The sequence below is a fragment of the Pseudomonas triticicola genome (genome assembly GCF_019145375.1).
GTDB lineage: Bacteria > Pseudomonadota > Gammaproteobacteria > Pseudomonadales > Pseudomonadaceae > Aquipseudomonas > Aquipseudomonas triticicola.
Genome location: NZ_JAHSTX010000001.1, coordinates 3285801 through 3310416 on the forward strand (window position 1 = coordinate 3285801; position 24616 = coordinate 3310416).

At 59.8% G+C, this 24616-nt stretch carries 24 protein-coding genes and 1 pseudogene; 3 read left to right on the top strand and 22 right to left on the bottom strand.

The window, feature by feature from the left end; all coding sequences use genetic code 11:
- Positions 1-80: 80 nt before the first annotated feature.
- The 10 genes and pseudogenes from KVG85_RS14715 to KVG85_RS14760 form a co-directional block, all read right to left on the bottom strand.
- The gene (locus KVG85_RS14715) at positions 81-1124 is read right to left on the bottom strand and encodes a phage baseplate assembly protein (protein WP_217864226.1); all 1044 of its coding nucleotides are present in this window, start codon (positions 1122-1124) and stop codon (positions 81-83) included.
- A gap of 4 nt (positions 1125-1128) precedes the next feature.
- Positions 1129-2364, bottom strand: a complete 1236-nt coding sequence (locus tag KVG85_RS14720; RefSeq protein ID WP_217864227.1) for a DNA circularization protein — start codon at positions 2362-2364, stop codon at positions 1129-1131.
- Positions 2351-4127, bottom strand: a pseudogene (locus KVG85_RS14725) (phage tail protein). Before KVG85_RS14725 ends, KVG85_RS14720 begins: the two are co-directional and overlap by 14 nt.
- 130 nt (positions 4128-4257) lie before the next feature.
- Complete coding sequence (locus KVG85_RS14730; RefSeq protein WP_007908778.1) at positions 4258-4554, bottom strand: phage tail assembly protein; 297 nt, start codon at positions 4552-4554, stop codon at positions 4258-4260.
- Positions 4551-4898: a phage tail tube protein gene (locus tag KVG85_RS14735; RefSeq protein WP_007908779.1), complete on the bottom strand. Its 348-nt coding sequence runs from the start codon at positions 4896-4898 to the stop codon at positions 4551-4553. The genes KVG85_RS14730 and KVG85_RS14735 overlap by 4 nt, the downstream gene beginning before the upstream one ends.
- 67 nt (positions 4899-4965) lie before the next feature.
- Entirely contained in the window at positions 4966-6462 is a 1497-nt protein-coding gene (locus tag KVG85_RS14740) for a phage tail sheath subtilisin-like domain-containing protein (RefSeq protein WP_217864229.1), read from the bottom strand.
- Positions 6462-6644 (bottom strand): DUF2635 domain-containing protein, encoded by a 183-nt coding sequence (locus KVG85_RS14745; RefSeq protein WP_024011856.1) that lies wholly within the window; start codon positions 6642-6644, stop codon positions 6462-6464. The genes KVG85_RS14740 and KVG85_RS14745 overlap by 1 nt, the downstream gene beginning before the upstream one ends.
- On the bottom strand, positions 6641-7225 hold the full coding sequence (locus tag KVG85_RS14750) for a phage tail terminator protein (RefSeq protein ID WP_217864230.1): 585 nt from the start codon (positions 7223-7225) through the stop codon (positions 6641-6643). Before KVG85_RS14750 ends, KVG85_RS14745 begins: the two co-directional genes overlap by 4 nt.
- Positions 7226-7385: 160 nt before the next feature.
- A complete protein-coding gene (locus KVG85_RS14755) occupies positions 7386-7724 on the bottom strand; it encodes a phage holin family protein (RefSeq protein ID WP_056783240.1) in 339 nt (112 codons plus the stop codon).
- A 526-nt stretch (positions 7725-8250) separates the two neighbouring features.
- Positions 8251-8994 carry a LexA family transcriptional regulator gene (locus KVG85_RS14760; protein ID WP_073476015.1) on the bottom strand — a complete coding sequence of 248 codons (744 nt, stop codon included), beginning with the start codon at positions 8992-8994 and terminating at the stop codon, positions 8251-8253.
- A gap of 202 nt (positions 8995-9196) precedes the next feature.
- Between KVG85_RS14760 and mutS the strand changes: the two genes are divergently transcribed.
- Together mutS and fdxA are read left to right on the top strand one after the other, a co-directional pair.
- The gene (mutS, locus tag KVG85_RS14765) at positions 9197-11779 is read left to right on the top strand and encodes a DNA mismatch repair protein MutS (RefSeq protein WP_041478113.1); all 2583 of its coding nucleotides are present in this window, start codon (positions 9197-9199) and stop codon (positions 11777-11779) included.
- A gap of 163 nt (positions 11780-11942) precedes the next feature.
- On the top strand, positions 11943-12266 hold the full coding sequence (fdxA, locus tag KVG85_RS14770; protein WP_039762498.1) for a ferredoxin FdxA: 324 nt from the start codon (positions 11943-11945) through the stop codon (positions 12264-12266).
- Positions 12267-12801: 535 nt separating this feature from the next.
- On the opposite strand, the gene rpoS is transcribed toward fdxA, so the two are convergent.
- The 8 genes from rpoS to KVG85_RS14810 form a co-directional block, all read right to left on the bottom strand.
- The gene (gene rpoS / locus KVG85_RS14775) at positions 12802-13809 is read right to left on the bottom strand and encodes an RNA polymerase sigma factor RpoS (protein ID WP_016771451.1); all 1008 of its coding nucleotides are present in this window, start codon (positions 13807-13809) and stop codon (positions 12802-12804) included.
- A gap of 106 nt (positions 13810-13915) precedes the next feature.
- A complete protein-coding gene (locus tag KVG85_RS14780) occupies positions 13916-14785 on the bottom strand; it encodes a peptidoglycan DD-metalloendopeptidase family protein (RefSeq protein ID WP_016771452.1) in 870 nt (289 codons plus the stop codon).
- A gap of 210 nt (positions 14786-14995) precedes the next feature.
- The gene (locus KVG85_RS14785) at positions 14996-15631 is read right to left on the bottom strand and encodes a protein-L-isoaspartate(D-aspartate) O-methyltransferase (RefSeq protein WP_160768345.1); all 636 of its coding nucleotides are present in this window, start codon (positions 15629-15631) and stop codon (positions 14996-14998) included.
- A gap of 38 nt (positions 15632-15669) precedes the next feature.
- Entirely contained in the window at positions 15670-16419 is a 750-nt protein-coding gene (gene surE, locus KVG85_RS14790; RefSeq protein ID WP_024011837.1) for a 5'/3'-nucleotidase SurE, read from the bottom strand.
- Positions 16407-17465, bottom strand: coding sequence for a tRNA pseudouridine(13) synthase TruD (truD, locus tag KVG85_RS14795; RefSeq protein ID WP_217864231.1), 1059 nt, complete (start codon positions 17463-17465; stop codon positions 16407-16409). Before truD ends, surE begins: the two co-directional genes overlap by 13 nt.
- Positions 17462-17935 (bottom strand): 2-C-methyl-D-erythritol 2,4-cyclodiphosphate synthase, encoded by a 474-nt coding sequence (gene ispF / locus KVG85_RS14800; RefSeq protein WP_217864232.1) that lies wholly within the window; start codon positions 17933-17935, stop codon positions 17462-17464. Before ispF ends, truD begins: the two co-directional genes overlap by 4 nt.
- Positions 17936-17978: 43 nt before the next feature.
- Positions 17979-18824 carry an S-formylglutathione hydrolase gene (fghA, locus tag KVG85_RS14805; RefSeq protein WP_217864233.1) on the bottom strand — a complete coding sequence of 282 codons (846 nt, stop codon included), beginning with the start codon at positions 18822-18824 and terminating at the stop codon, positions 17979-17981.
- Between the two features lie 88 nt (positions 18825-18912).
- Complete coding sequence (locus tag KVG85_RS14810) at positions 18913-20025, bottom strand: S-(hydroxymethyl)glutathione dehydrogenase/class III alcohol dehydrogenase (protein ID WP_007908835.1); 1113 nt, start codon at positions 20023-20025, stop codon at positions 18913-18915.
- 116 nt (positions 20026-20141) lie between these two features.
- Here KVG85_RS14810 and KVG85_RS14815 point away from each other — a divergent pair, with 116 nt between their 5' ends.
- Positions 20142-21038, top strand: a complete 897-nt coding sequence (locus KVG85_RS14815) for a LysR family transcriptional regulator (RefSeq protein ID WP_217864234.1) — start codon at positions 20142-20144, stop codon at positions 21036-21038.
- Between the two features lie 132 nt (positions 21039-21170).
- On the opposite strand, the gene ispD is transcribed toward KVG85_RS14815, so the two are convergent.
- The 4 genes from ispD to kdsA all read right to left on the bottom strand — a co-directional run bounded on the left by ispD (position 21171) and on the right by kdsA (position 24614).
- Positions 21171-21878 carry a 2-C-methyl-D-erythritol 4-phosphate cytidylyltransferase gene (ispD, locus tag KVG85_RS14820; protein WP_125918006.1) on the bottom strand — a complete coding sequence of 236 codons (708 nt, stop codon included), beginning with the start codon at positions 21876-21878 and terminating at the stop codon, positions 21171-21173.
- Positions 21875-22153 carry a cell division protein FtsB gene (gene ftsB, locus KVG85_RS14825; protein ID WP_016771460.1) on the bottom strand — a complete coding sequence of 93 codons (279 nt, stop codon included), beginning with the start codon at positions 22151-22153 and terminating at the stop codon, positions 21875-21877. The genes ispD and ftsB overlap by 4 nt, the downstream gene beginning before the upstream one ends.
- Positions 22154-22322: 169 nt before the next feature.
- A complete protein-coding gene (eno, locus tag KVG85_RS14830) occupies positions 22323-23612 on the bottom strand; it encodes a phosphopyruvate hydratase (protein ID WP_041478121.1) in 1290 nt (429 codons plus the stop codon).
- A 156-nt stretch (positions 23613-23768) separates the two neighbouring features.
- Positions 23769-24614 carry a 3-deoxy-8-phosphooctulonate synthase gene (kdsA, locus tag KVG85_RS14835; RefSeq protein ID WP_016985082.1) on the bottom strand — a complete coding sequence of 282 codons (846 nt, stop codon included), beginning with the start codon at positions 24612-24614 and terminating at the stop codon, positions 23769-23771.
- Between the last annotated feature and the right edge of the window lie 2 nt (positions 24615-24616).

The window sequence follows — 24616 nt, forward strand, 5'->3', positions numbered from 1 at the left end:
GCGGCGGGTCAGGCGCTGTGATGTTGAGGCTGGCGACGCTTTCGCGAGCAGGCTCGCTCCCACAGGGTTCGGGGTCAGGCTCAGGTTTTTTTCGGGGGCGCCGGATCAGGATCAAAGGTATGCGGCGGCGCCACTTGCAAGGTGGTCACCGATCCCTGCGCCGACAGCGAATAAGTGACCTTGGAAATCAGCATGTCGCCATCGAAATCCAGCACCGGATCCTTGACCTTGACCAGCGTGTTATGGCGCCACAAATCGCCATTGCTCTGCCGCCAGCCCTGCACCTGATAGGTGGTGGTCTGCGCGCGGCCCATGCGGGTCGCGCTTTCCCATTGGGCACGCTGCTGCGCCAACTCAAAGCTCAGTTGCGTGCCTTCATTGATCACCGTGGTGCGCCGCCGTTTGAAACTCAGATCGGCCGCCGTCGACTCGACTTCGCTGACCGCCGCGCCGCTCTTCGCATCCGAGCCTTTCTGCTGGCCGATCACCCGGTACTCGGAGAACACCTGGCTGAAATCCATCGGCGCACTGGCCGACAGGATGTTCTTGCCCAGCTCCAGCGCATCGCTGGCGCGGCCGCCGCTGCCGGGTTTGGCCAGCACCAACTGGCCCAGCTCGTTGTCGGTGGAAAACACCCGCAGCAGCGAGAGCAATCGGTCGATCGACTGGAATGCCGTTTCACCCGGCACGATGGTGTGTTTGGTCAGGCGTGTGGTTTCGCTGATTTCGTTGACCACTGACAGCCCATATTCGCTCGCCAGATCGCGGACGATAGTCAGCAAGGGTTGTTGCTGCCATTGGCTGGGCAGGTTGCGAGCGGCGCAATCGACCAGATCCTGTGTCTTGGAACTGCCTTCGATGGTCAGGCTGATCTGCCGCCCGTCATAGCGGATCGGCGCCTTGAACACGTAACCGGTGAGCACCAGGTCCTTGCCGATTTTTACCTCGCAGGGGTCGCCGGGTTTGATCCTTTGATCCACGGTCTGACCGGGCCACTGCCATGTAATGTCGAGCTTGAAGGTGCGGAACTGGCGCTCAAGATCGGCGGTGATTTCGACGCTTTTCCAGCCGCCGTATTCCATGTTGTTGACTGTCAGCGTGACGTGATTGTCCATCTCGTTCATGGCGTCACTCCCGCGAGACTTTCACATCGTTGGGCGAGAAACCGGGATGGGTAATCGCGTTGCGCTGAGTCACTTCTTCGACCCGCGTGGCGTCGCCAAACTGCTCGTAGGCCACGACCACTGCCGGAAAGCTTTCCTGAAACGATTTGCTGACTTGACGCACGCCGGAGGACGCCACCGCTTTGAGATGAGCCACGAGCGCTTCCTTTACATCGTTGATCGCCTGGAAGTGCGCAGGCCCGGCTTTCGCCAGCATTGGATCAATGGCGGCAGTAACCGCAGCGCGCAGGGCTTGCATGTCATCGCTGACGGGGACTTCCTGACGACTCACTGGCGACGTCGACTGTTGAGCCACCGACGGCGTCGACGCCAGCTTCACCGGCGTTGTCGCGATCGGCATTGACGCCACCCACTGCGCGACTTTGACCAGCAGCGTGTCCTGCACCAGATCGGCCATCGCCTGCGCTGCGGCATTGGTGTCCTTGCCGGTGGTGATCTTCGGCGCATCAGCCTTGCGAATCGCTTCAAGTTGCTGCGACACATCGGCAATCACGCCCCGGTAGCCTTCCTTGGCGAACGCTTTCAGCTCCTTGATATCGCCGAGCAAACCCTTGAATTCCGCCGCTACTTCCTTGGGCAGCTCCTTCACGGCTTTGACCAGTTCAGTGATCTGGCGGTACTGCTCGATCAAAGGTTTCAGTTGCTCCTTGATCACGTCATAGACGCCGGTAAGGCTGTTGCGCAGGTTGGTGATGCCGATCCGCGCAGCCTTGATCAGCGTCATCGCCTGTTCGAAACGCGCTACCGCCGAACCCAGCAGACCGTCGGCTTTGGCCAGCAGCACTTTCTGCGTGCTGATCGTGGCTATCGGAAACGGCAAAGGCTGATCGGGATAGAACTTCAATGCGAACGTCACCAGCCCGCCGTCCTGGCGGGTGTGGGTCATGTCACATTCGCCGACCTTGACCTGCAGGCGTCCGAGCCACGGATGCACCAGTTCGCCACGGCCCTGCTCCAGCGCCTTGAGCAGCTTGTCGCGCTGTTCCAGGCAATCAGGGCCGATGATGAACGCGGTCAGATCGTGGGTCTTGGCCTGCTGGCCGAGGTCCTCGAAAAACGGCAGGTCGCGCTGAGGGTATTCGTGCAACTGCCCTTTGCGACCGACCGGGGTTTTCGCCTGGTCGATCCAGAAGCCGACACCGCGAAAGGATGCCGGCAACAAACGGTCACGCCAGTTCATTGGGAACCTCCCATCGACAGCGAGCGATAGCCGATGCGCGAAGACACGGCCAGGCCCGGTTGATTGGTTTGCGGTTGTTCGGTACGCAGGCCTGCCGGCGCATTTTCGAAGCGCACGGTCAGGCCGCCTTCAAGTTGCGTGCGGTTGTTGATTGCACTTTGCTGGATCAGCGCGCTGGAGGTTTGCGGCAACGAACCGCTTTGCAGTGCGCCGTTGCCAGCAGGCGCCGGACTGGCAGCGAAGAACGCCGGTGCCAGTTCGCCTTTACCTTCGGCATTGGTCTGGCGTTGTGCTTCAGTGAGAGTTTCAACTTTGCCGGTGACCTTGGCGATCAGTCCTGCGAAGCCACCGCCGAACAACTCCTTGATCGGCGCAATGACGGTTTGCAGCTTTTGCCACAACTCGCCGAACCACTCGGTGATCGGTCCCCAACTCTCGATGATCTGATCCAGAGGCTTCCATTCGAACAGGCCGTGCAAAAAATCCACGACCGGCGCGGAGAGTGCCAACACAACGCCCCAGAGCGCCGAAAAGACCTCTCCGATCGGCTGCCAATACTGGGCGATCTGCTCCAGCGGCGACCACTCGAACAGGCTGGTGAAAAAGCCTCTGACTCGCTGCACAGACGTTTGCAGCGCCATCCAGATCGGTTCGAAGAACCCGACAATCCCACCCCAGGCGCTGGTGAGCATTTCCATCGGGAAAAAATCGAACAGCGTGCGCAGGATATCCCGGGTGCTTTGTACGGCCGATTGCAGCGTGGTGAACATCGGTTCGAAGAACGTCACGACACCACCCCACGCATCGGTAATCATCCGCATCGGCGAGAAATCGAACAGGTTTCTGAGAAACGCCATCACCGGCACACTCAAGGCCTCGAGCAATTCCCAGATCGCCGAGAACAAACCGGTCAGCGGCCCCCAGTTTTCAATGATCATCCCCGCAGGCGACCACGCGAAAACCGACTTGAAGAAGTCGATCACTGGCGCCGTCACGACCGTGACCTCGTCCCAGATAGCCGAGAAAAATCCCGTGACCGGTTCCCACAGCGCAGCCAGTGCCGCCAGCGGTCGCCAGTCGAGTACCGAGCGCAACGTCGCCATCGCACTCGCCCCGGCGTTTTTCACGCCTTCCCACATCCCGGTGAAGAACGCGCTGATCGGTGTCCAGTTGGCCACGATCAAACCGGCCGCCACGGCAATGCCCATGGCGATCAGCATGATCGGGTTGGTCTTGAGCACGATGCTCATGACGTCCATCACCTGGGTCATACCGGTGACCGCGGTTTGCATGGCGGAGAAGGCAATCGCCCCCGCCGCCAGGCCCTCGACCAGTTTCGGATTGTCGGCGAGCAGGCTGCCGACCTGCGTCAGCATCGGCTCAAGCCCGACCACCAACGCCCCCACCGCCGGCACCAGCGCAGCGTCCACCGCCGCCGAAACCTTCTGCATCGACGCACTGAACACGTTCATGTTCTGCGTTGCTGCCGTCGGCGCGGCGGGCAGGTCGACGGTTTTCGCCGTGTCGCTGACTTCGCTCAATTTTCCCTGGAACGCTGCGGCCGATTTGATGCCGTCTACAAACGGCGTGATCACGCTGCCGCCGTTGAACAGACCACTGATGTCCAGTTTGCCGAGGCCGGTCTGCTCGAGATTGTTTTTAAAACTCTCAACCTTCATGCGCAGGGCGCCCAGTTTGGGCGAGAGTTCATCGATGCCGGTGATCAGCACCGGTTTCGGGGTTTTCTTCTCTTCGTCTGCCATCACTGCACCTGCTGCATCGCATTGATCCGTTGCGCGTGCTCCAGCGATTCGCGAAGCACATCCAGTGGCCTGGCCATCATCTGTTCGGGGTCAACCTTCCAGAACCAGGCCAGGTCATAGGCGACGGCGATCAGGTCGGTGATGGCGCCGACGCCGCACTCATGAAAAAACTCGCGACGGCCCAGCTCAGCGCGTTGAGGTCAGCCAGATCGAGCTGGTTGACCGACGACGGCGGGATGCCTGCGCACACGGCGATGTATTTGGCCGCCACGTCCATGTCGAGGCTGACTTCTTCGCTCTTGTCGATCTTGTACGGCAGCGCCTTGATCGCTCGCACTTCCTGCACCGTCGGACGGCGCAGAACGAGTTCGGTCAGAGGCTCGCCGTGGGCTTCGATTGCTACTTGAAGCTTCACGGCGCCGCTCATTGCCAGGTCCCCTTGATGCCTTCGAATTTCAGTTCGATGGTGGCGTCGTCGCCCTTGGAGACTGGCTCCTCGACCAGATAGGCGCCGGCCAGCACGTAGACCTTGCCGTTGCTGAACTCGCAGGTGACGGTGATATCAGTGCCTTCGATCAGCTTCTTCAGCGGAAAGTCAGCGGTGTGCAGCGCGGTCACTTTGAACGACGGTGCGATGTCGGTTTCCTTGTAGAAACCGGGCACGACGGTTTCACGTTTGACGGCCATCAGCGGGGCTTCGCAGCCGCCATTGATGGTCAGTTGTGCGCCGTCGACCTTGACGTAGCAGGTGCCTGCAATCAGTTGACCCATGGTGTTTCTCCCTTCAAAAAAAAAGCCCACGCGAGGTGGGCTGCATGCTTAACGCCGACTGCGCGAATCAGGCCGCGTCGTCGTACTGCAGACGGAACTGGTTGAGCAGTGCGAACACGCGCAGGCCGTTGATGTAATCCGGCGGGAACAGCACGTTCACCCGGCTCGGGTCCTGCACGTCGCGCTCGACGATCAGGTGTTCGGCGAACAGCTCGGCGTTCTCCACGTGGCCTTCGAGTTCGAGTTTGGCGTACTGCGCGATCAGCTCACCGCGAATGGTCGCTGGCGTGACGATCGGTTGGCCGGCGCCGAAACGGGTGCCGTCGGAGGCCAATTTGTGGCGGCCGTATTTGCTGGTGATCACGCTTTGCAGACGACGCACGATGAACGCCGACTGGTGCATGGTTTCGCTGTCCAGATAGGAGTTGTCGGCCTGGCCGTAGGCGTTCTTCTGGTAGGTGGTGATCGAACGCTGGATGCGCACATAACCGCCTTCGTAGTAAGCAGTGGCGATGCCGTAGTTGAGCAGCGACTGACGCTCGGTCAGGGTGAAACGCTCGCTCGCCGGCGCCGGATCGACGCCCGGCAGGCTGCCGCTTTGCGTCGGACGGCTGGCATCGGCGGAGATGAACACCGCCGTGCGCGCAGCCAGCGCGGCGGCCTGCACCCAGAACGGTTGCGGTACGCCCGGCTCCAGCGCCTGGATGGTCATGTGCTGATCGTTGCGCGCCTGGCCTGCGGCGACCAGAGTGCCGACCGTGCCGCGCTTGGCGCTGTAGACGTGACCGAACAATTGCTTGGCCCACGACCAGCGCCCGGTGCTGTCATCCATGACCGCTTGCCAGGTGTTGAGGGTCGCCAGATCCGACCACGGCAAGGCGATGAATTCGAAAGGCTCATCGCCCAATGCTGCGACGGCAGCGATCTGATCCGGTACACCGGCGCCGCCGGTCATGGCGGTGATCGCCGAGGTCAGGCCAGCCGGAGTTTCTTCGCCGTTGCTCTTGCCCAGGCGATTGAATTGCAGGCTGATGTCGTTACCGCTGTCGCCGGTCCATTTGGCGGTCAGGGTGACCACACCTTCAGCAGCCGCAGCGCTGACCGGCAGGTCGGCAGTGGCGTTGATTTTCTGCGCCAGTGCGGTGGCCGCTTGCGCGGCGGTGGCGCCATTGACCACGGTGGCCTGCACACGCACGCCGCCGACGTATAGATTGAGCATGCCCGCCTGAGTTGCGATGCCGGTCAGGGTCAGCACGCCTTTGGCGATGGCGCCTTCGGTGTTGTGCAGCGGCAGGCACCAGATCTCACCGATCGGGTCAGCCTTGCGGAAGGTCTCGTACATCGAAGCGAGCATCGAGCCCTGGCCGCCGATGCTTTTCGCCAGCGCCACGCTGGAAACCAGCACCAGTTTGCCGACTTCAGCCGGGGCAATGTTGTCGTTGACCTGAGCAACGATCAAACGGCGCATGGCCGAGGTCGCACTGTTGGCGGCCGAGTTGTCCATTTCGGCATAGAACAGCGGCACACGAATGTCCGCCGGGATGTTGCTGAATCCGATCGCCATTATTTGGCTCCCTGTGGTTTAGCCGCTTTTGCGGTTTTGAGTGTGATATCGCCGTCGGCCAGACGCCGGCGCCACCAGGCGCTGTCCAGCACTTCACGGCCTGCAGCCGGCAACAGGTCGCCCGCCTCCGGGTCAGGTACGACACGGCCAGCGGCCGGCACTACGGTGATGCGGTTGCTCATGGGGTTACGTCTCCAGAGAAAGTCATTTCCACCCGGCCATCCGGGCCCGGGCGTTGCAGGTTGGGGTCAGCCGGATCGATCGCATCGACCCGCACCGTCATCCCGGTAAAGGACGACAAAGCGTCCAGTTCGCGCTCGTGCCAACTCTCCGCAGGCTGACTTGGCAGATTGCGGCCGAGCTGGAACTCGGCATAAAAGCGCAGCCGATAGAAGGCACGGCTGCTGTTGATCGAGACCATCTCGCCGCCGTCGTAAAAGATGGCGCTGTAGTTGGAATCAGGTTTGAAACCGACCAGCGCGCGCCACAGTTCGGCGCGCAGGTCGTGCAACCCATCCAGCGCTTTTGTAGCGTCGGTAGCGTCAAGGGCCAGGACGATTTCGAAGCGCTCGCGGATCGGTTGGGTGGCGAGGTTTTGTGCGCTGCCAGGACTGGCCAGATCGGCCAGCAGCAGAACGTGGGCCGAGGGTGTCGGTAGATCGGGGTTGCCTTGCAGCAACGCCAGATCGACACCCACCGAAATATGATTGGCAAGCCCAGGGCATTGCCCACGCAGTTGCGTGAGGATCGGGGTGATCTTCATGGGGGGTGTTCCAGAGTTGAGTCAAATGCGGTCTGCAGACCACTGCAAACGCCTGTGGGAGCGAGCTTGCTCGCGAAAGCGCTGTATCAGTCGAATCGTGTTTTGAATGACAGAATGCATTCGCGAGCAAGCTCGCTCCCACAGGGCTATGCGTGGAGAATTAAGGATGGTCGCGCGGCGGCACTTCGCAGACGCCGATACGCTTGGCCGCCCAGCGTTCGTAAAGGCCTATGGCGACATCAGCGCCGGCCATGGCGGTCAGGCAGCCAAACGCACCAGCTGCCCAGATCGACATGCCAGCGGCGTACAGCAGCATGATTGCCGACACCCCACAGATCATGCAGGCGCCGGAACGCAGAGCCAGACGCCGCACCAGCGACCAGCCGCGAGCGCCCTCCTTGTCGGCGCGCCACATTTCGCCGGACACCCCGCCGACGACAGCGAGGAGGATGACCAGCCAGATCGGCATGTCCGCCAACGCTTGTTGCTCGTTTGTCATGTCACGCCTCCGTGGGTGATTGATGAGTGATGGGTTGGGTTCAAACGATTTCTCTTGAGGCAGGCATTCCAAAAAGCCCGGCGCTTGCACGCCGGGCTTTTCAGTAATGCGCTCCTTCGCCTTCCTTCCAATCCTGTGTTCGAGAAGGAAGCTGACTTTTCGGCGCTACTGGCGCGGTACGAGTCCATTCAGATTGTTTTTCCGACCGCGGTCCCTGCCCGCCGGATAACTGCTTCTGGTGCTTTACGCTGCACACCCGGGTCAGTTGCCAACCCTCTGAACCGTTGAGGCCGGTTCATCGCTGCCTGTTCTTGTGGAACTAAAGAGCTTGTCTTGCCAGCCGCTTTGTCGAGCGGCTTGGTGGCAAGAATATGCATGGATGCATATACAGTCAATGCGTAAATGCATTTATTTATGCATTAAATTTGCGCATATGCATGAAACCCAAGCGGGCCAAGGGGTGGGGAGATTTCTGCAGGCGAAAAAAAACCTGCCGAGGGGCAGGTTTCAGTTGGATCGAAAGGGGCTAGCGGGCGTACATGCCCCACCAGAAGACGTGACCGAGGATGACGATCTGCTCTTCCTGGATTTCCTGGAAGCTATAGTCCTCGTCCGGATGCTCGTCGCGATTGAAGCTGCGCAGACGGATGCCGGTGGGCAGGCGATAGAGTTGTTTCACGCGCAGCTGGCCGTTGTGATTGATCGCATACAGATCGCCATCGATGATGTCGCCGATGCCGCACTTGCCGGCGTTGACGCCGACGGTGGCGCCATCGCGAAGAACAGGCAACATGCTGTTGCCGCGCACCGTCACGCATTTGGCCTGGTCGAATTGCACGCCGTTGTGGCGCAGGCTGCGCTTGCCGAAGCGCAGGCTGGAGCGCTCGCTCTCTTCGATGACGAATCTTCCTGATCCAGCAGCCAATTCAACCTCACGTAGAAAGGGCACCGACACCTCGTCGTCATCGACGGGCGTGTCGTCGTCCCACAGGCTTATGTCCTTGAGTTCCGCATGCACGTCAGCGCGAGTACCGCCGGTCGTCGGCGTGACATCCGCACGCCCGCGCAGCTGATCGGTGCTGACGTTGAAATATTCAGCGATCTTCGAGATGTGTTTATCCGAAGGATCGACAATCTTCCCGCTGAGAATCCGTGAGAGCGTTGATTGAGGCACGCCGGTGCGACGGTGGAGCTCCGTGGGGGAGATCCCGTGCTGGTCGAGCAGTGCTCTTAAGACGGAGGAAACGTTGCGTTTTTGCATAACGCGCATAGTGCTTGAAGTTTTTCGCGAAGACAAATGCTGATTTGCATAAATCGTGCATAGATCAACTTTTCATTGCAAGTAAACGCTCACCCGACCGCAGTGCCTGCGTCAGGCTGACTGCCCATGGTAACCTTGCGCCCATCGCGGAAAAGCCCGGCCAATGCCCGCGCTTTGCCCTACATCTTTTAACGAGTTGCCCGACAATCCGATGAATAAAGCCGTCTCCGACCTGTCCTCCCACACTCCGATGATGCAGCAATACTGGCGCCTGAAGAATCAGCACCCGGACCAGCTGATGTTCTATCGCATGGGCGATTTCTACGAAATCTTCTACGAAGATGCGAAGAAAGCCGCCAAGTTGCTGGACATCACCCTGACCGCGCGCGGGCAGTCCGCGGGTCAGGCGATTCCGATGTGTGGGATTCCTTACCACGCGGCGGAAGGTTACCTGGCGAAACTGGTCAAGCTCGGCGAGTCGGTGGTGATCTGCGAGCAGGTCGGCGACCCGGCCACCAGCAAAGGCCCGGTGGAGCGTCAAGTCGTACGGATCATCACGCCGGGAACGGTCAGCGACGAAGCGTTACTCGATGAACGCCGCGATAACCTGATTGCAGCGGTATTGGGTGACGAGCGTCTGTTCGGTCTGGCAGTACTGGATATCACCAGCGGCAACTTCACCGTGCTTGAGATCAAAGGCTGGGAAAACCTGCTGGCAGAACTGGAGCGGGTGAATCCGGTTGAGCTGCTGATTCCGGATGACTGGCCTAAAGACCTGCCGGCGGAGAAACGCCGTGGCGTACGTCGTCGTGCGCCGTGGGACTTTGAGCGTGACTCGGCGTTGAAAAGTCTCTGCCAGCAGTTTTCCACCCAAGACCTGAAAGGCTTCGGCTGCGAAAACCTGACCTTGGCCATCGGCGCTGCCGGCTGCCTGCTGGCCTACGCCAAAGAGACCCAGCGCACCGCCCTGCCCCACTTGCGCAGCCTGCGTCACGAACGTCTCGATGACACCGTGGTGCTCGACGGCGCCAGCCGGCGCAATCTGGAACTCGACACCAATCTGGCCGGTGGCCGCGACAACACGCTGCAATCGGTGGTCGATCGTTGCCAGACCGCCATGGGCAGCCGTTTGCTGACTCGTTGGCTGAACCGGCCGTTGCGCGACCTCACCGTGCTGCTCGCCCGCCAGACGTCGATTCGCTGCCTGCTCGACGGCTACCGTTTTGAAAAGCTGCAACCGCAGCTCAAGGAGATCGGCGACATCGAGCGGATTCTGGCGCGGATCGGCCTGCGAAATGCGCGGCCGCGTGACCTTGCGCGCCTGCGTGACGCACTCGGCGCACTGCCCGAACTGCAAGTGGCGATGACCGATCTGGAAGCGCCGCACCTGCAGCATCTGGCGGCCACCACCAGCACCTATCCAGAACTGGCGGCGCTGCTGGCCAAAGCCATTATCGACAATCCGCCTGCGGTGATCCGTGACGGCGGCGTGCTGAAAACCGGTTACGACAGCGAACTTGATGAACTGCAATCGCTGAGCGAAAACGCCGGCCAGTTCCTCATCGATCTCGAAGCCCGGGAGAAGGCCCGTACTGGTCTGGCCAACCTCAAAGTTGGCTACAACCGTATCCACGGCTACTTCATCGAACTGCCGAGCAAGCAGGCTGAATCGGCGCCCGCTGACTACATCCGCCGGCAGACGCTCAAAGGCGCCGAGCGTTTCATCACGCCCGAGCTGAAAGAATTCGAAGACAAGGCGCTCTCGGCCAAGAGCCGCGCGCTGGCTCGGGAAAAAATGCTTTATGAAGCGCTGCTCGAAGACTTGATCAGCCAGTTGCCGCCGTTGCAGGACACCGCCGGCGCCTTGGCCGAGCTGGATGTGCTGAGCAACCTCGCCGAACGTGCGTTGAATCTGGATCTAAACTGCCCGCGTTTCGTCAGCGAGCCGTGCATGCGCATCACTCAGGGTCGTCACCCAGTGGTCGAGCAAGTGCTGACCACGCCGTTCGTGGCCAACGACCTGAGCCTGGATGACAACACGCGCATGCTGGTGATCACCGGCCCGAACATGGGCGGTAAATCCACCTACATGCGCCAGACCGCTTTGATCGTGTTGCTGGCGCATATCGGCAGTTTCGTACCGGCCGCCAGTTGCGAGTTGTCGCTGGTCGACCGCATCTTCACCCGTATCGGCTCGAGCGATGATCTGGCCGGCGGTCGCTCGACCTTCATGGTCGAGATGAGCGAAACCGCCAACATCCTGCATAACGCGACCGAGCGCAGTCTGGTGCTGATGGACGAAGTCGGGCGCGGTACCAGCACCTTTGACGGTCTGTCGCTGGCGTGGGCGGCGGCCGAGCGCCTGGCCCATTTGCGCGCCTACACCCTGTTCGCCACGCACTATTTTGAACTGACCGTGCTGCCGGAAGCCGAACCTCTGGTAGCTAACGTGCACCTCAACGCTACCGAGCACAATGAACGGATCGTGTTCCTGCACCATGTTCTGCCTGGGCCTGCCAGTCAGAGCTATGGCTTGGCAGTCGCACAACTGGCGGGTGTGCCGAGCGAAGTGATCTTGCGCGCGCGCGAGCATCTGAGTCGCCTGGAAGACACTGCCCTGCCCCACGAGGCGCCGAAACCGGCGGCCAAGGGCAAGCCGTCGACACCGCAGCAAAGCGATATGTTCGCCTCACTGCCACATCCGGTGCTGGATGAATTGGCGAAAGTGGATCTCGACGACATGACGCCACGGCGTGCGCTGGAAATGCTCTATGCACTGAAGAACCGGATATAAGCACTGAAGAAGCGGATATAACGCAATTCGCTTCAAGCTGTTAGAATCTCGCGCGGTTCGGGATGCTGCTGGCTCATAGCCTGGTCAGCAGGTATCGCTCCCGAACCTGGCGACCCCAACCGTGAAGGGGCAACGCTGCCGCCGCCTGAGGAGAAAATTAGAAATGACCTTCGTCGTCACCGACAACTGCATCAAGTGCAAGTACACCGACTGCGTAGAAGTCTGTCCGGTGGACTGCTTTTACGAAGGCCCGAACTTCCTGGTGATTCACCCGGACGAGTGCATCGACTGCGCGCTGTGTGAACCAGAATGCCCGGCTGTGGCGATCTTCTCGGAAGACGAGATCCCAAGCGGCATGGAAAACTTCATCGAGCTCAATGCCGAGCTGGCGGATATCTGGCCGAACATCACCGAGAAGAAAGATCCGTTGCCGGGTGCTGAAGAGTGGGATGGCAAGACCGGTAAAATTGCTGACCTCGAACGCTGATTTGCCCCGCGCTCGACTGAAAAGGCCCGTTGCGGGCCTTTTTGCTTTTTGCAGATATCACTTTCCAGCGGACGAAAAAAGGGGCGGTATGACCCGCCCACATTTTTTCCCTATTCCCTGTAGTCCTTTTCATCGTCCTGATGAATCGCCTCCTGCGATGTCCGTTCCCCACTTCCGTGAAGGGCGTGTCTGTCCGTCGACACAGCCCTGATATTAGAGAGTTTCCGCAGCGGAGCAATCAGGCTCAGGCGCAGGTCTACGCTGACATAAAGACATAACAATTGAAAAATATTTATATAAATCAGCAAGTTACCGCTTAGCATTGATTGCAATCGCCTTCTGCCGAAGTGTAAAAATAACGAACACTTACGACACAGTAAGCAAAGGCTTACAGCGCGAGACTACAAACTCAGAAAATGCTGACCGCTCGTCTGGCACATCGCCCGACAAACGCGATGCACGAGACAGGCATAAACAAAAAGCCCCGACTGATTGAATCAGCCGGGGCTTTTTTTGCGCGCGGTCGATAAGGCGCTTATTGAAATAGCGACTCGCTCGACAGGCCATTCTTCTCCAGGATCTCGCGAAGGCGCTTGAGGCCTTCCACCTGGATCTGCCGTACCCGCTCGCGGGTCAAGCCGATCTCCAGGCCGACATCTTCCAGCGTGCTGCTTTCGTGACCGCGCAGGCCGAAGCGGCGAATCACCACCTCGCGCTGCTTGTCGGTCAGCTCCGACAGCCATTGATCGATGCTCTGCGACAGGTCGTCGTCCTGCAGCAGTTCGCACGGATCGGTGGGACGATCATCCGTGAGGGTGTCCAGCAGGGTTTTATCCGAATCCGGACCCAGCGAGACGTCGACCGAAGAAACCCTTTCGTTGAGGCCGAGCATGCGCTTGACCTCGCCCACCGGTTTCTCCAGCAGGTTGGCGATTTCTTCGGGTGAAGGTTCGTGGTCGAGTTTTTGCGTCAGCTCCCGTGCGGCCCGCAGGTACACGTTGAGCTCCTTGACCACGTGAATCGGCAACCGGATGGTCCGGGTCTGATTCATGATCGCGCGTTCGATGGTCTGACGGATCCACCACGTGGCGTAGGTCGAGAAGCGGAAGCCGCGCTCGGGATCGAACTTTTCCACCGCGCGGATCAATCCGAGGTTGCCCTCTTCGATCAGATCCAGCAGCGACAGCCCCCGATTGACGTAACGCCGGGCGATCTTGACGACCAGCCGCAGGTTACTTTCGATCATGCGCTTGCGCCCGGCCGGATCGCCACTTTGCGACAAGCGCGCAAAATGAACTTCTTCTTCCGGGGAGAGCAGAGGGGAAAAGCCGATTTCGTTGAGATACAGCTGCGTGGCATCAAGTGCCCGAGTGTAGTCGATGTATTTATGTTGTTTGAGTGTGGCGGAGTGTCTGGATTTGGAACGAACGGAAGGTGGAGCAGCCCCTTCATCATTCAACATCGAATCCGAATCGATGCCGGTCTCCATAAGGAGAACCTCATCGTCGATGTCAAACTCCGGCACTTCTTTACTGAGAGCCATTGTTATAGTCCTTTGGTGAGTTCGACCCCAAGCTCAAGCGACGCCTTTATCCTTGGCAACGCTGGAGCCTGTCCCCTCTACGCGACGGAACAGGCTGGCCTACAAATCAACGTCTTGGCAGGAACTGCAGCGGATCCACTGGTTTACCTTGGCGGCGAATCTCAAAATGCAGTTTCACCCGGTCTGTACCCGTTGACCCCATTTCGGCAATTGTCTGTCCGACCTTGACCTGCTGCCCCTCCCGAACCAACAGCCTGCGGTTATGTCCGTAAGCACTGACGTAGGTTTCGCTGTGTTTGATGATGACCAATTCGCCGTAGCCCCTTAAGCCACTCCCGGCGTATACGACCGTCCCATCAGACGCAGCTAAAACAGGCTGTCCCAAATCTCCGGCGATATCAATTCCTTTATTCAAACTACCGTTTGAAGAGAATTTTCCAATCAGAACGCCATTAGATGGCCATCCCCAGCCGGTCGGGGCCGGGCCTGCCGGAGGCAGTGGAGCGGGTGCAGGTTTGCTCGCGACGGACGGTACAACCCCTTTGGAACCGGTGGTTGTAGTGGTTGTGGTGCCATTCGCCTGGCGCCGGATTACCGTGGTTTTACTCGACGAAGAAGGCGAGGAACTGGAGTTGCTCACCACCGCTGTCGGCGTTGAACCGCTGCGCCCGTCGAAGCGAATTGTCTGACCCGGATGGATCGTATACGGCGTAGGAATATTGTTCCGGGCGGCGAGGGTTTTGTAGTCCCAGCCGTAACGAAAGGCGATCGAAAACAAGGTATCGCCGGGGCGGACTACATATTGTCCGGTAGTAACGGTCGGACGTTGCGCGACCGAATTATTGCGATCGACAACCCGTACGTTGCTCGATTTGGTGCTGGAGCAACCGACCAGCAAGGTGCTCAAGACAAGGCCAGTCACCAGGCGCTGAAAGCTCGTGTTACCCATACGCTGCGCAATGACTGTGAGACTCACCCGCCGCTCCCTTTGTGGTGGCTGAAAATTCTGAATGCCGCACTGCGGCATGAAGTGTCGCAAGTATAACGGGCCGAAACGGCTTTACCTTTAATGAAGCGAAATCACCGGGCGCACACGTTTGCCTATGGCAAGTACGCGGCGTTTAAACTCCGGCTGCCGGTGTAAGACCGGCGCCGTTGAAAGGAATTCAGCGCCTGTCGCAAATGCTCAGGCCAGTGGCCCATTGAGCAAAGGCACGAAACGCACAGCGCCCAAAACGTGTCGGGAAAAGCCATGTTCTTCGCGCACGATCAGCATCAGTTGTTGCACTTCACCGGAGCCGACCGGAATCACCATGCGCCCACCGGGGGCCAACTGATCGAGCAAAGCCTGCGGTACATCAGTGGCCACGGCGGTGACGATGATGCCGTTGTAGGGCGCCAGCGCCGGCCAGCCTTCCCAGCCATCGCCCCAGCGAAACACCACGTTGCGCAGGTTCAGCTCGACCAGACGCTCCTTGGCGCGATCCTGCAGAACCTTGATGCGCTCGACCGAAAACACCCGCTCAACCAGTTGCGACAATACCGCCGTCTGGTAGCCGGAACCGGTGCCGATCTCCAACACCTTATCCAGCGGGCCGGCCTCCAGCAGCAGCTCGCTCATGCGCGCCACCATGTAAGGCTGGGAGATGGTCTGGTTGTTGCCGATCGGCAGCGCGGTGTCTTCGTAAGCGCGGTGCGCCAGCGCCTCGTCGACAAACAGATGACGCGGCGTGCGGCGGATCACTTCCAGGACTTTGGCGTTCGACACGCCTTCTTCATAGAGACGCTGGATCAGTCGCTCGCGCGTACGCTGGGAGGTCATGCCAATGCCGCTGCGCAGGCGGTCGTCATGTTCACGCATCAGCTCAGCCCCCCCAGCCAGCCATCAAGACTTCTGAAGGCATCATTAAAGGTGCGATCGAGCTGCAACGGTGTGATGGACACATAACCCTGCATCACGGCATGAAAATCGGTGCCCGGGCCGCCATCCTCAGCGTCACCGGCAGCGGCGATCCAGTAACCGGCCTTGCCGCGCGGATCGACCACTTTCATCGGCGCCGCCGCGCGGGCGCGATGGCCGAGACGGGTCAACTGAATGCCACGGATGTGATCGATTGGCAGATTGGGGATGTTCACGTTGAGTACCGTGCGCGGTGGCAGATCGAGCCCGGCGTGGGCCTCGACCAGTTTGCGCGCAAAGTAGGCCGCAGTCGGCAGGTTATCCACCTGACGCGAGACCAGGGAGAAGGCAAACGATGGGCGTTCGAGAAATCGTCCTTCAAGGGCTGCCGCTACGGTTCCGGAATACAGCACGTCGTCACCGAGGTTGGCGCCCAGGTTGATGCCGGAAACCACCATGTCCGCCTCGCGCTCAAGCAGGCCATTGAGGCCCAGGTGAATGCAATCGGTCGGTGTGCCGTTGAGGCTGATAAAGCCGTTGGCCAGGTATTGCGGGTGCAGCGGACGGTCGAGCGTCAGCGAACTGCTGGCGCCGCTTTTGTCCTGTTCCGGGGCGATAACCACGCATTCGGTGTAATCCGCCAGCGCAGCATAAAGCGCGGCGAGACCGGGTGCAGTTACCCCATCGTCGTTAGAAATCAGAATACGCATGGGCTGTCCGTCTGCCCCACCGGCACCAGATCAACGAGCTCGCGCACCAATACGGTGGCGAAGCATCCGGCCGGGAGGACGAATTCCAGTTGCAGAATGTCAGGTTGGGGATAATGCCACGTCAACCCGCCAATGGGCAGCCGCAGGATGCGACGTTCATGGCTCATGCCGGCGTGGATCAACCAGTCGCGCAGATCCGCTTCGCGGGCGGCGATCGCCTGCTCCAGTTCATGGACAGCACCAGCAGCCGGCGAGTCACCTTCGCCCCACTGCGGACCGGTCGGGTGCAGGTCGAGAATTGCCAGACGCGGGTCGCTGCATTCGGCTTCACCGGCAGGAAAAAAACTGCGGCTGTCAGTAAACGCCAGCAAATCGCCAACCAGCGCGGTGTTCCAGGTGCCATCGGCGACGCGCGCCGCCAGCACCTGGTTGAACAGAAAGCTGCGCGCCGTCGACAGCAACCGCGAACGCACATTGCGCTGTTCCGGCAAAGCCTTGCGCGCCGCCCACGCCCGCGCATCGACAACGTTGCCGCCGTCATGGCCGAAGCGCTGGACGCCGAAATAATTGGGAATGCCTTGTTTGGCGATCAACTGCAAACGCTGTTCAAGCGCGTCTTTGTCGCCATCGAATTGCGTCAGGCGCAACGTGAAACCGTTGGCCGAATGCGCACCGCGTTGCAGCTTGCGCTTGTGGCGCGCGGTCTTGAGGATCTTCAGCGTGTCGTTTTCCGCCGCCGACAGATCCGGATCGGCCTTGCCCGGCAATTGCACGCTGAACCACTGTCGGGTCAGGGCCTGACGATCTTTGAGGCCGGCATAGCTGACGGTGCGCAACGGCACGCCGGCTGCCTTGGCGATACGCCGTGCCGCTTCTTCGGTATTGAGACCGCGCTTTTCCACCCAGATCCACAGGTGTTCGCCGTCACCGCTGAACGGGATATCCAGCACTTCATCGACCTGGAAATCTTCGGCGATGGCTTTCAGTACCGCTGTGCCGAGGGGTTCGCCATAGGCCCGCGGGCCGAGCAATTGCAGTTCATTCATGCGCGCAGCAACAAGGCAACGGAGTGCACGGCGATGCCTTCTTCGCGACCGACAAAGCCAAGCTTTTCGGTGGTGGTAGCTTTGACGTTCACTTGATCCAACTCAACTTGAAGATCCGCCGCGATCAGCGCGCGCATCGATTCGATATGCGGCGCCATTTTTGGCGCCTGGGCAACGATGGTGTTGTCGACGTTGCCGACTTTCCAGCCCTTGGCGTGGATCAGACTGACCACATGACGCAACAGCACACGGCTGTCGGCGCCCTTGAATTGCGGATCGGTGTCCGGGAAGTGTCTGCCGATATCACCCAGCGCCGCCGCGCCGAGCAAGGCATCGCTCAAGGCGTGCAGCAGGACGTCACCGTCGGAATGAGCGAGCAGCCCGAAGCTGTGTGCAATTTGCACGCCGCCCAGAGTAATGAAATCGCCTTCAGCGAAACGGTGCACATCGTAGCCGTGGCCAATACGCATAAAAAAACGCCCCGATTTTTGTCAGGGCGTGATTCTACCTGCATTAACCGCGCAGAGCGCGTGCGTGATGCTGCAAGTGGTCGTCAATGAAGCTTGAGATGAAGAAATAGCTGTGGTCGTAGCCCGGTTGCAGGCGCAGCTCCAGCGGATGCGCCGCTTGTTTTGCTGCGTGTTGCAAGGCCTCGGGTTTCAATTGCGTGGCGAGGAAATCGTCACGATCACCTTGATCGACCAACAACGGCAACTTCTCCGTCGCCTCCGCGATCAGCACACAGGCGTCCCACTCCTTCCACTTCGAACGGTCTTCGCCTAAATAGTTGGAAAAGGCCTTCTGACCCCAAGGGCAATCGATCGGATGGGTGATCGGCGAAAAGGCCGAAACCGATTTATACCGCCCAGGATTGCGCAAGGCACAGACCAAAGCACCGTGGCCGCCCATGGAGTGGCCGCTGATGCTGCGCTTGTCGGAAGCGGGGAAATGCGCTTCGACCAGAGCGGGCAACTCCTGCACGACGTAGTCATGCATCTGATAGTGCCGCGCCCACGGTTCCTGCGTGGCGTTCAGATAAAACCCGGCGCCGAGACCGAAATCCCAAGCCTTGTCTGCATCGTCCGGAACATCCGGACCGCGTGGGCTGGTATCCGGGGCGACGATAATCAGACCAAGTTCGGCAGCCATGCGCATCGCGCCGGCCTTCTGCATGAAATTCTCATCGGTGCAGGTCAGCCCCGACAACCAGTACAGCACTGGCAGCTTGCCGCCCTGCTCCGCTTGCGGCGGCAGGTACACGGCGAAGACCATGTCGCAATCAAGCACTTCGGAGCGATGGCGATAGCGCTTGTGCCAGCCACCGAAACTCTTCTGACAGGAAATGTTTTCCAGATTCATAGCACTTCAGCCGCAAGCTGCGAGCTTCAAGCTGCAAGAGGGCGTTGCGCCTGCTTGCAGCTTGCGGCTTGTAGCTTGCCGCTGCTCCTTAGAAATGAATGACGGTGCGGATGCTCTTGCCTTCGTGCATCAGGTCGAACGCCTTGTTGATATCTTCCAGGCCCATGGTGTGGGTGATGAAGGTATCCAGCGGGATCTCGCCGCTCTGGGCCATGTCGACGTAGCTCGGCAATTCAGTACGGCCACGCACGCCGCCGAACGCCGAACCGCGCCAGACGCGACCGGTAACCAACTGGAACGGACGGGTAGCGATTTCCTGACCGGCACCGGCGACACCGATGATGACCGACTCGCCCCAGCCTTTGTGGCAGCACTCAAGCGCGGCGCGCATCAGTTGCACATTGCCGATGCACTCGAAGGAGAAGTCGACGCCGCCATCGGTCATGTCGACGATCACTTCCTGGATCGGACGATCAAAGTCTTTCGGGTTCACGCAGTCGGTGGCACCCAGTTGTTTGGCGATTTCGAACTTGGCCGGGTTGATGTCGATGGCGATGATGCGCGCAGCCTTGGCTTTCACCGCGCCGATCACGGCCGACAAGCCGATACCGCCGAGACCGAAGATGGCCACGGTGTCACCCGGTTTGACCTTGGCAGTGTTGAGCACGGCGCCGATACCGGTGGTGACGCCGCAACCGAGCAGGCAAACCTTCTCCAGCGGCGCGTCTTTGGAGATCTTCGCTACGGAAATTTCCGGCAGTACGGTGTACTCCGAAAACGTCGATGTGCCCATGTAGTGGAAAATCGTTTCGCCCTTGTAGGAAAAGCGCGAAGTGCCGTCCGGCATCAGGCCCTTGCCTTGGGTGGCGCGAATCGCCTGGCAGAGGTTGGTCTTGCCCGACTTGCAGAATTTGCACTGGCCGCATTCCGGGGTGTAGAGCGGAATGACGTGGTCGCCGACGGCAACCGAGGTCACGCCCTCGCCGATCGCTTCAACGATGGCGCCACCTTCGTGGCCGAGGATCGACGGGAAGATGCCTTCCGGGTCTGCGCCGGACAAGGTGTAGGCATCGGTGTGGCACACCCCGGAAGCGACAACGCGCAGCAACACTTCACCAGCCTTGGGCATGGCGACATCGACTTCTACGATTTCCAGCGGCTTCTTGGCCTCGAAGGCAACGGCGGCGCGCGACTTGATCATGCTGACTCTCCAGTGAACCCAATAAATATAAAAGCAGACAGACAGTGTAGTTCAGCGCTTCCTGAGGAATAATCCGGACCAAAGCAAAACATTATTGCCATACAGGGATAATTCAAGTGTCGGAAAACCGCTGGGAAGGCATCGACGAGTTTGTTGCCGTCGCCGAATGCAATCAATTCACCGCCGCTGCCGAGCGTCTGGGGGTTTCTTCCTCGCACATCAGTCGACAAATCGTACGGCTCGAAGAGCGTTTGCAGACGCGCCTGCTCTACCGCAGCACTCGGCGAGTTACGTTGACCGAAGCCGGGCAGACTTTCCTGCAACATTGCCAGCGCCTGCAGGACGGTCGCGAAGAAGCCCTGCGCGCGGTGGGCGATCTGACCAGCGAACCGAAAGGCATGCTGCGCATGACCTGCGCGGTGGCCTATGGCGAACGCTTTATCGTGCCGCTGGTGACTCGCTTCATGGGGCTGTACCCGCAGCTGCGTATCGATATCGAGCTGAGCAATCGCCAGCTGGATCTGGTGCATGAAGGGCTGGATCTGGCAATTCGCCTTGGCCGACTCCAGGATTCGCGCTTGGTCGCGACACGTCTGGCGCCACGAAGAATGTACCTGTGCGCGTCGCTTTCCTACCTGGAACGGTATGGGCGCCCACACAGTCTGTCGGAACTGAGTCGGCACAATTGCCTGATCGGCAGTTCCGATATCTGGCAACTGGAACAGAACGGGCGGGAATTTTCCCAGCGGGTGCAGGGCAACTGGCGTTGCAACAGTGGGCAGGCGGTGCTGGATGCGGCGCTTCAGGGTGTCGGGTTGTGTCAGTTGCCGGACTATTACGTGCTCGAGCATCTGCACAGCGGCGCGCTGATTTCCTTGCTCGAGGCGCATCAGCCGCCGAATACGGCGGTGTGGGCGCTGTATCCGCAGCAGCGGCATTTGTCGCCGAAAGTGCGCAAGTTGGTGGACTATTTGAAGGTGGGGCTGGCTGAAAGGCCGGAGTACAAGCTTTGAGTTATTGATTGCCCGTGCGACCGTTTTCGCGAGCAGGCTCGCTCCCACAATTGACCGAGTTCGACAGCTGAATGCATTGCCTCTGTGGGAGCGAGCCTGCTCGCGAAGGCAATGCCCCAGCGACCCCAAACCTCAGCGGCGATTCGCCCACCGCTGGCGCAACCACTCCAGATCTTCCGGCCGGGTCACCTTGAGGTTATCCGCGCGCCCTTCGATCAGACGTGGTGCCAGACCGGCCCATTCCATAGCAGAAGCTTCATCGGTAATCACGGCATCCGCAACCAGGCTGTCGGCCAACGCCCGATGCAACGCCCCGAGGCGGAACATCTGCGGTGTATACGCCTGCCAGATCACGCTGCGATCCACGGTTTCAACCACACGTCCGTTGTTATCAACGCGTTTGAGCGTGTCGCGAGCAGGAACCGCCAACAGACCGCCGACCGGGTCATCCGCGAGTTCGGCAAGCAACTTGTCGAGATCATCGCGACTCAGATTCGGCCGGGCCGCATCGTGCACCAGCACCCAATCGTCATCGTCGGCACCTTGCGCATGCAGATGCAACAAGGCATTGAGCACCGACGCGGAACGCTCCGCGCCGCCATCAACCCGCTGAATGCGCGGATCGTTGACGCATGCCAGATTCGGCCAATAGGGATCATCGACAGCAAGACTGACCACCAGGCCCTTGAGGCTCGGGTGATCAAGGAAACAGCCGAGGCTGTGTTCGAGAATTGTGCGCCCGCCCAGTTGCAGATATTGCTTGGGACGGTCCGCGGCCATTCGGGCACCGACGCCCGCGGCAGGAATCACGGCCCAGAAGGCCGGCAGAGAATCGATCATTGGGCCAACTGGTAAAGGGTTTCGCCGTCCTTGACCATGCCCAGTTCGTGACGAGCCCGCTCTTCAACGGTCTCCATGCCTTTCTTCAACTCGCTGACTTCAGCGTCCATCACCCGGTTGCGCTCCAGCAGGCCTTCGTTCTCGGCATGTTGCTCGGCGATCTGCTGTTTCAGCTCGGCGACCTGCGCCAGACTGCCATTGCCCACCCACAGGCGGTACTGCAGACCGGCCAGCAGCAAGAGCAAAACAAGAAACAACCAGTAAGGACTGCGCATCGAATATCAGGTATCCAGTGAAAAAAGACAGCCACGCATAATGTTGCAGCATCTGATAGCACGAAGCCTGGAAAGATCCAGGCTTGTGCTTAAGGCATCAGATTAGTGGCAAATCCATCGCTGTCACGACTTTTCCGACACAATCCGGTGTCCTTTGATCAGGTTGCGCTTAACCGCGGAACTCGGCACGGCCGTTGTACTTGGCCTTGCCGTTCAACTGCTCTTCGATACGCAGCAGTTGGTTGTACTTGGAAACGCGGTCGGAGCGGCACAGCGAACCGGTCTTGATCTGGCCAGCCGAGGTGCCCACAGCCAGGTCGGCAATGGTCGAATCTTCGGTTTCGCCGGAGCGGTGCGAGATCACGGCGGTGTAGCCGGCAGCCTTGGCCATCTGGATGGCTTCCAGGGTTTCGGTCAGGGTGCCGATCTGGTTGAACTTGATCAGGATCGAGTTGGCGATCTTTTTATCGATGCCTTCTTTGAGGATCTTGGTATTGGTCACGAACAGGTCGTCGCCCACCAGCTGGGTCTTCTCGCCGATCTTGTCGGTGAGGATTTTCCAGCCAGCCCAGTCGGACTCGTCCAGACCGTCTTCGATGGAGATGATCGGGTAACGCTCGGTCAGACCTTTGAGGTAGTCGGCGAAACCTTCAGCAGTGAACACCTGGCCTTCGCCGGACAGGTTGTACTTGCCGTCTTCGTAGAACTCGCTCGCGGCGCAGTCCAGCGCCAGGGTCACGTCGGTGCCCAGCTTGTAACCGGCGTTGGCCACGGCTTCGGAGATCACTTTCAGCGCGTCTTCGTTGGAAGCCAGGTTCGGCGCGAAACCGCCTTCGTCGCCAACGGCAGTGCTCAGACCACGAGCCTTCAGCACAGCTTTCAGGTGATGGAAAATCTCGGTGCCCATGCGCAGACCTTCCGAGAAAGACTTGGCGCCAACTGGCTGGACCATGAATTCCTGGATGTCGACGTTGTTATCAGCGTGCTCGCCACCGTTGATGATGTTCATCATCGGTACCGGCATCGAGTACACACCCGGGGTGCCGTTGAGGTTGGCGATGTGTGCGTACAGCGGCAGATCCTGATCCTGCGCAGCTGCCTTGGCCGCAGCCAGGGACACGGCGAGGATGGCGTTGGCGCCCAGGGTCGCTTTGTTTTCGGTACCGTCGAGCTTGATCATCGCCTGATCCAGCGCTTTCTGGTCGCTCGGGTCGGTGCCCAGCAGCAGATCGCGGATCGGACCGTTGATGTTGGCTACCGCCTTGAGCACGCCCTTGCCCAGGTAACGGCTCTTGTCGCCATCACGCAGCTCGAGTGCTTCACGCGAGCCAGTGGATGCACCGGACGGCGCGCAGGCGCTGCCGATGATGCCGTTGTCGAGAAGCACGTCCGCTTCCACGGTGGGATTGCCACGGGAGTCGAGAACTTCACGACCTTTGATGTCGACGATTTTTGCCATTGTTGTAAACACTCCAAAGTTGACGAAAACGACGCAGCTAGAGGAAATCTTCAATCGTCGGCAAGCGAAGTACAGCGGGCAGACTTGCAGACGACAACGCTCACGCCCGAGGGCATGAGCGACAAATCGTGCGGTACTTTACCGGAGAATCGAGCGCTACGCGGTTTCTACCGTCGGAAAACTCTTCACCAGTTCGTCCAGAGCTTTGAGCTGGGCCAGGAATGGCTCCAGTTTGTCCAGACGCAAGGCGCAAGGGCCGTCGCATTTGGCGTTGTCCGGATCCGGATGGGCTTCGAGGAACAGACCCGCCAGCGACTGGCTCATGCCGGCCTTGGCCAGATCCAGAACCTGGGCACGGCGACCGCCGGCGGAGTCGGCACGACCGCCAGGCATTTGCAGCGCGTGGGTCACGTCGAAGAATACCGGATACTCGAACTGCTTCATGATGCCGAAGCCGAGCATGTCGACCACGAGGTTGTTGTAGCCAAAGCTCGAACCGCGCTCGCAGAGGATCAACTGATCGTTACCGGCTTCCACGCATTTGTTCAGGATGTGTTTCATTTCCTGAGGCGCGAGGAACTGGGCTTTCTTGATGTTGATCACGGCATTGGTCTTGGCCATTGCCACGACCAGATCGGTCTGGCGCGAAAGGAAGGCCGGCAACTGGATGATGTCGCAGACCTCAGCGACGACCGCAGCCTGATCCGGCTCGTGGACGTCGGTGATGATCGGCACGCCGAACGCTTGCTTGATGTCCTGGAAGATGCGCATGCCCTCTTCCAGGCCAGGACCGCGATACGAGGTCACAGAAGAACGGTTGGCCTTGTCGAAGCTGGCCTTGAATACGTAAGGGATACCGAGTTTCTCGGTGACCTTCACGTACTCTTCGCAAACCTGCATGGCCATGTCACGGCTTTCCAGCACGTTCATGCCGCCGAACAGCACCATGGGTTTGTCGTTGGCAATTTCAATGTCGCCGACGCGGATGATCTTCTGTGCCATCG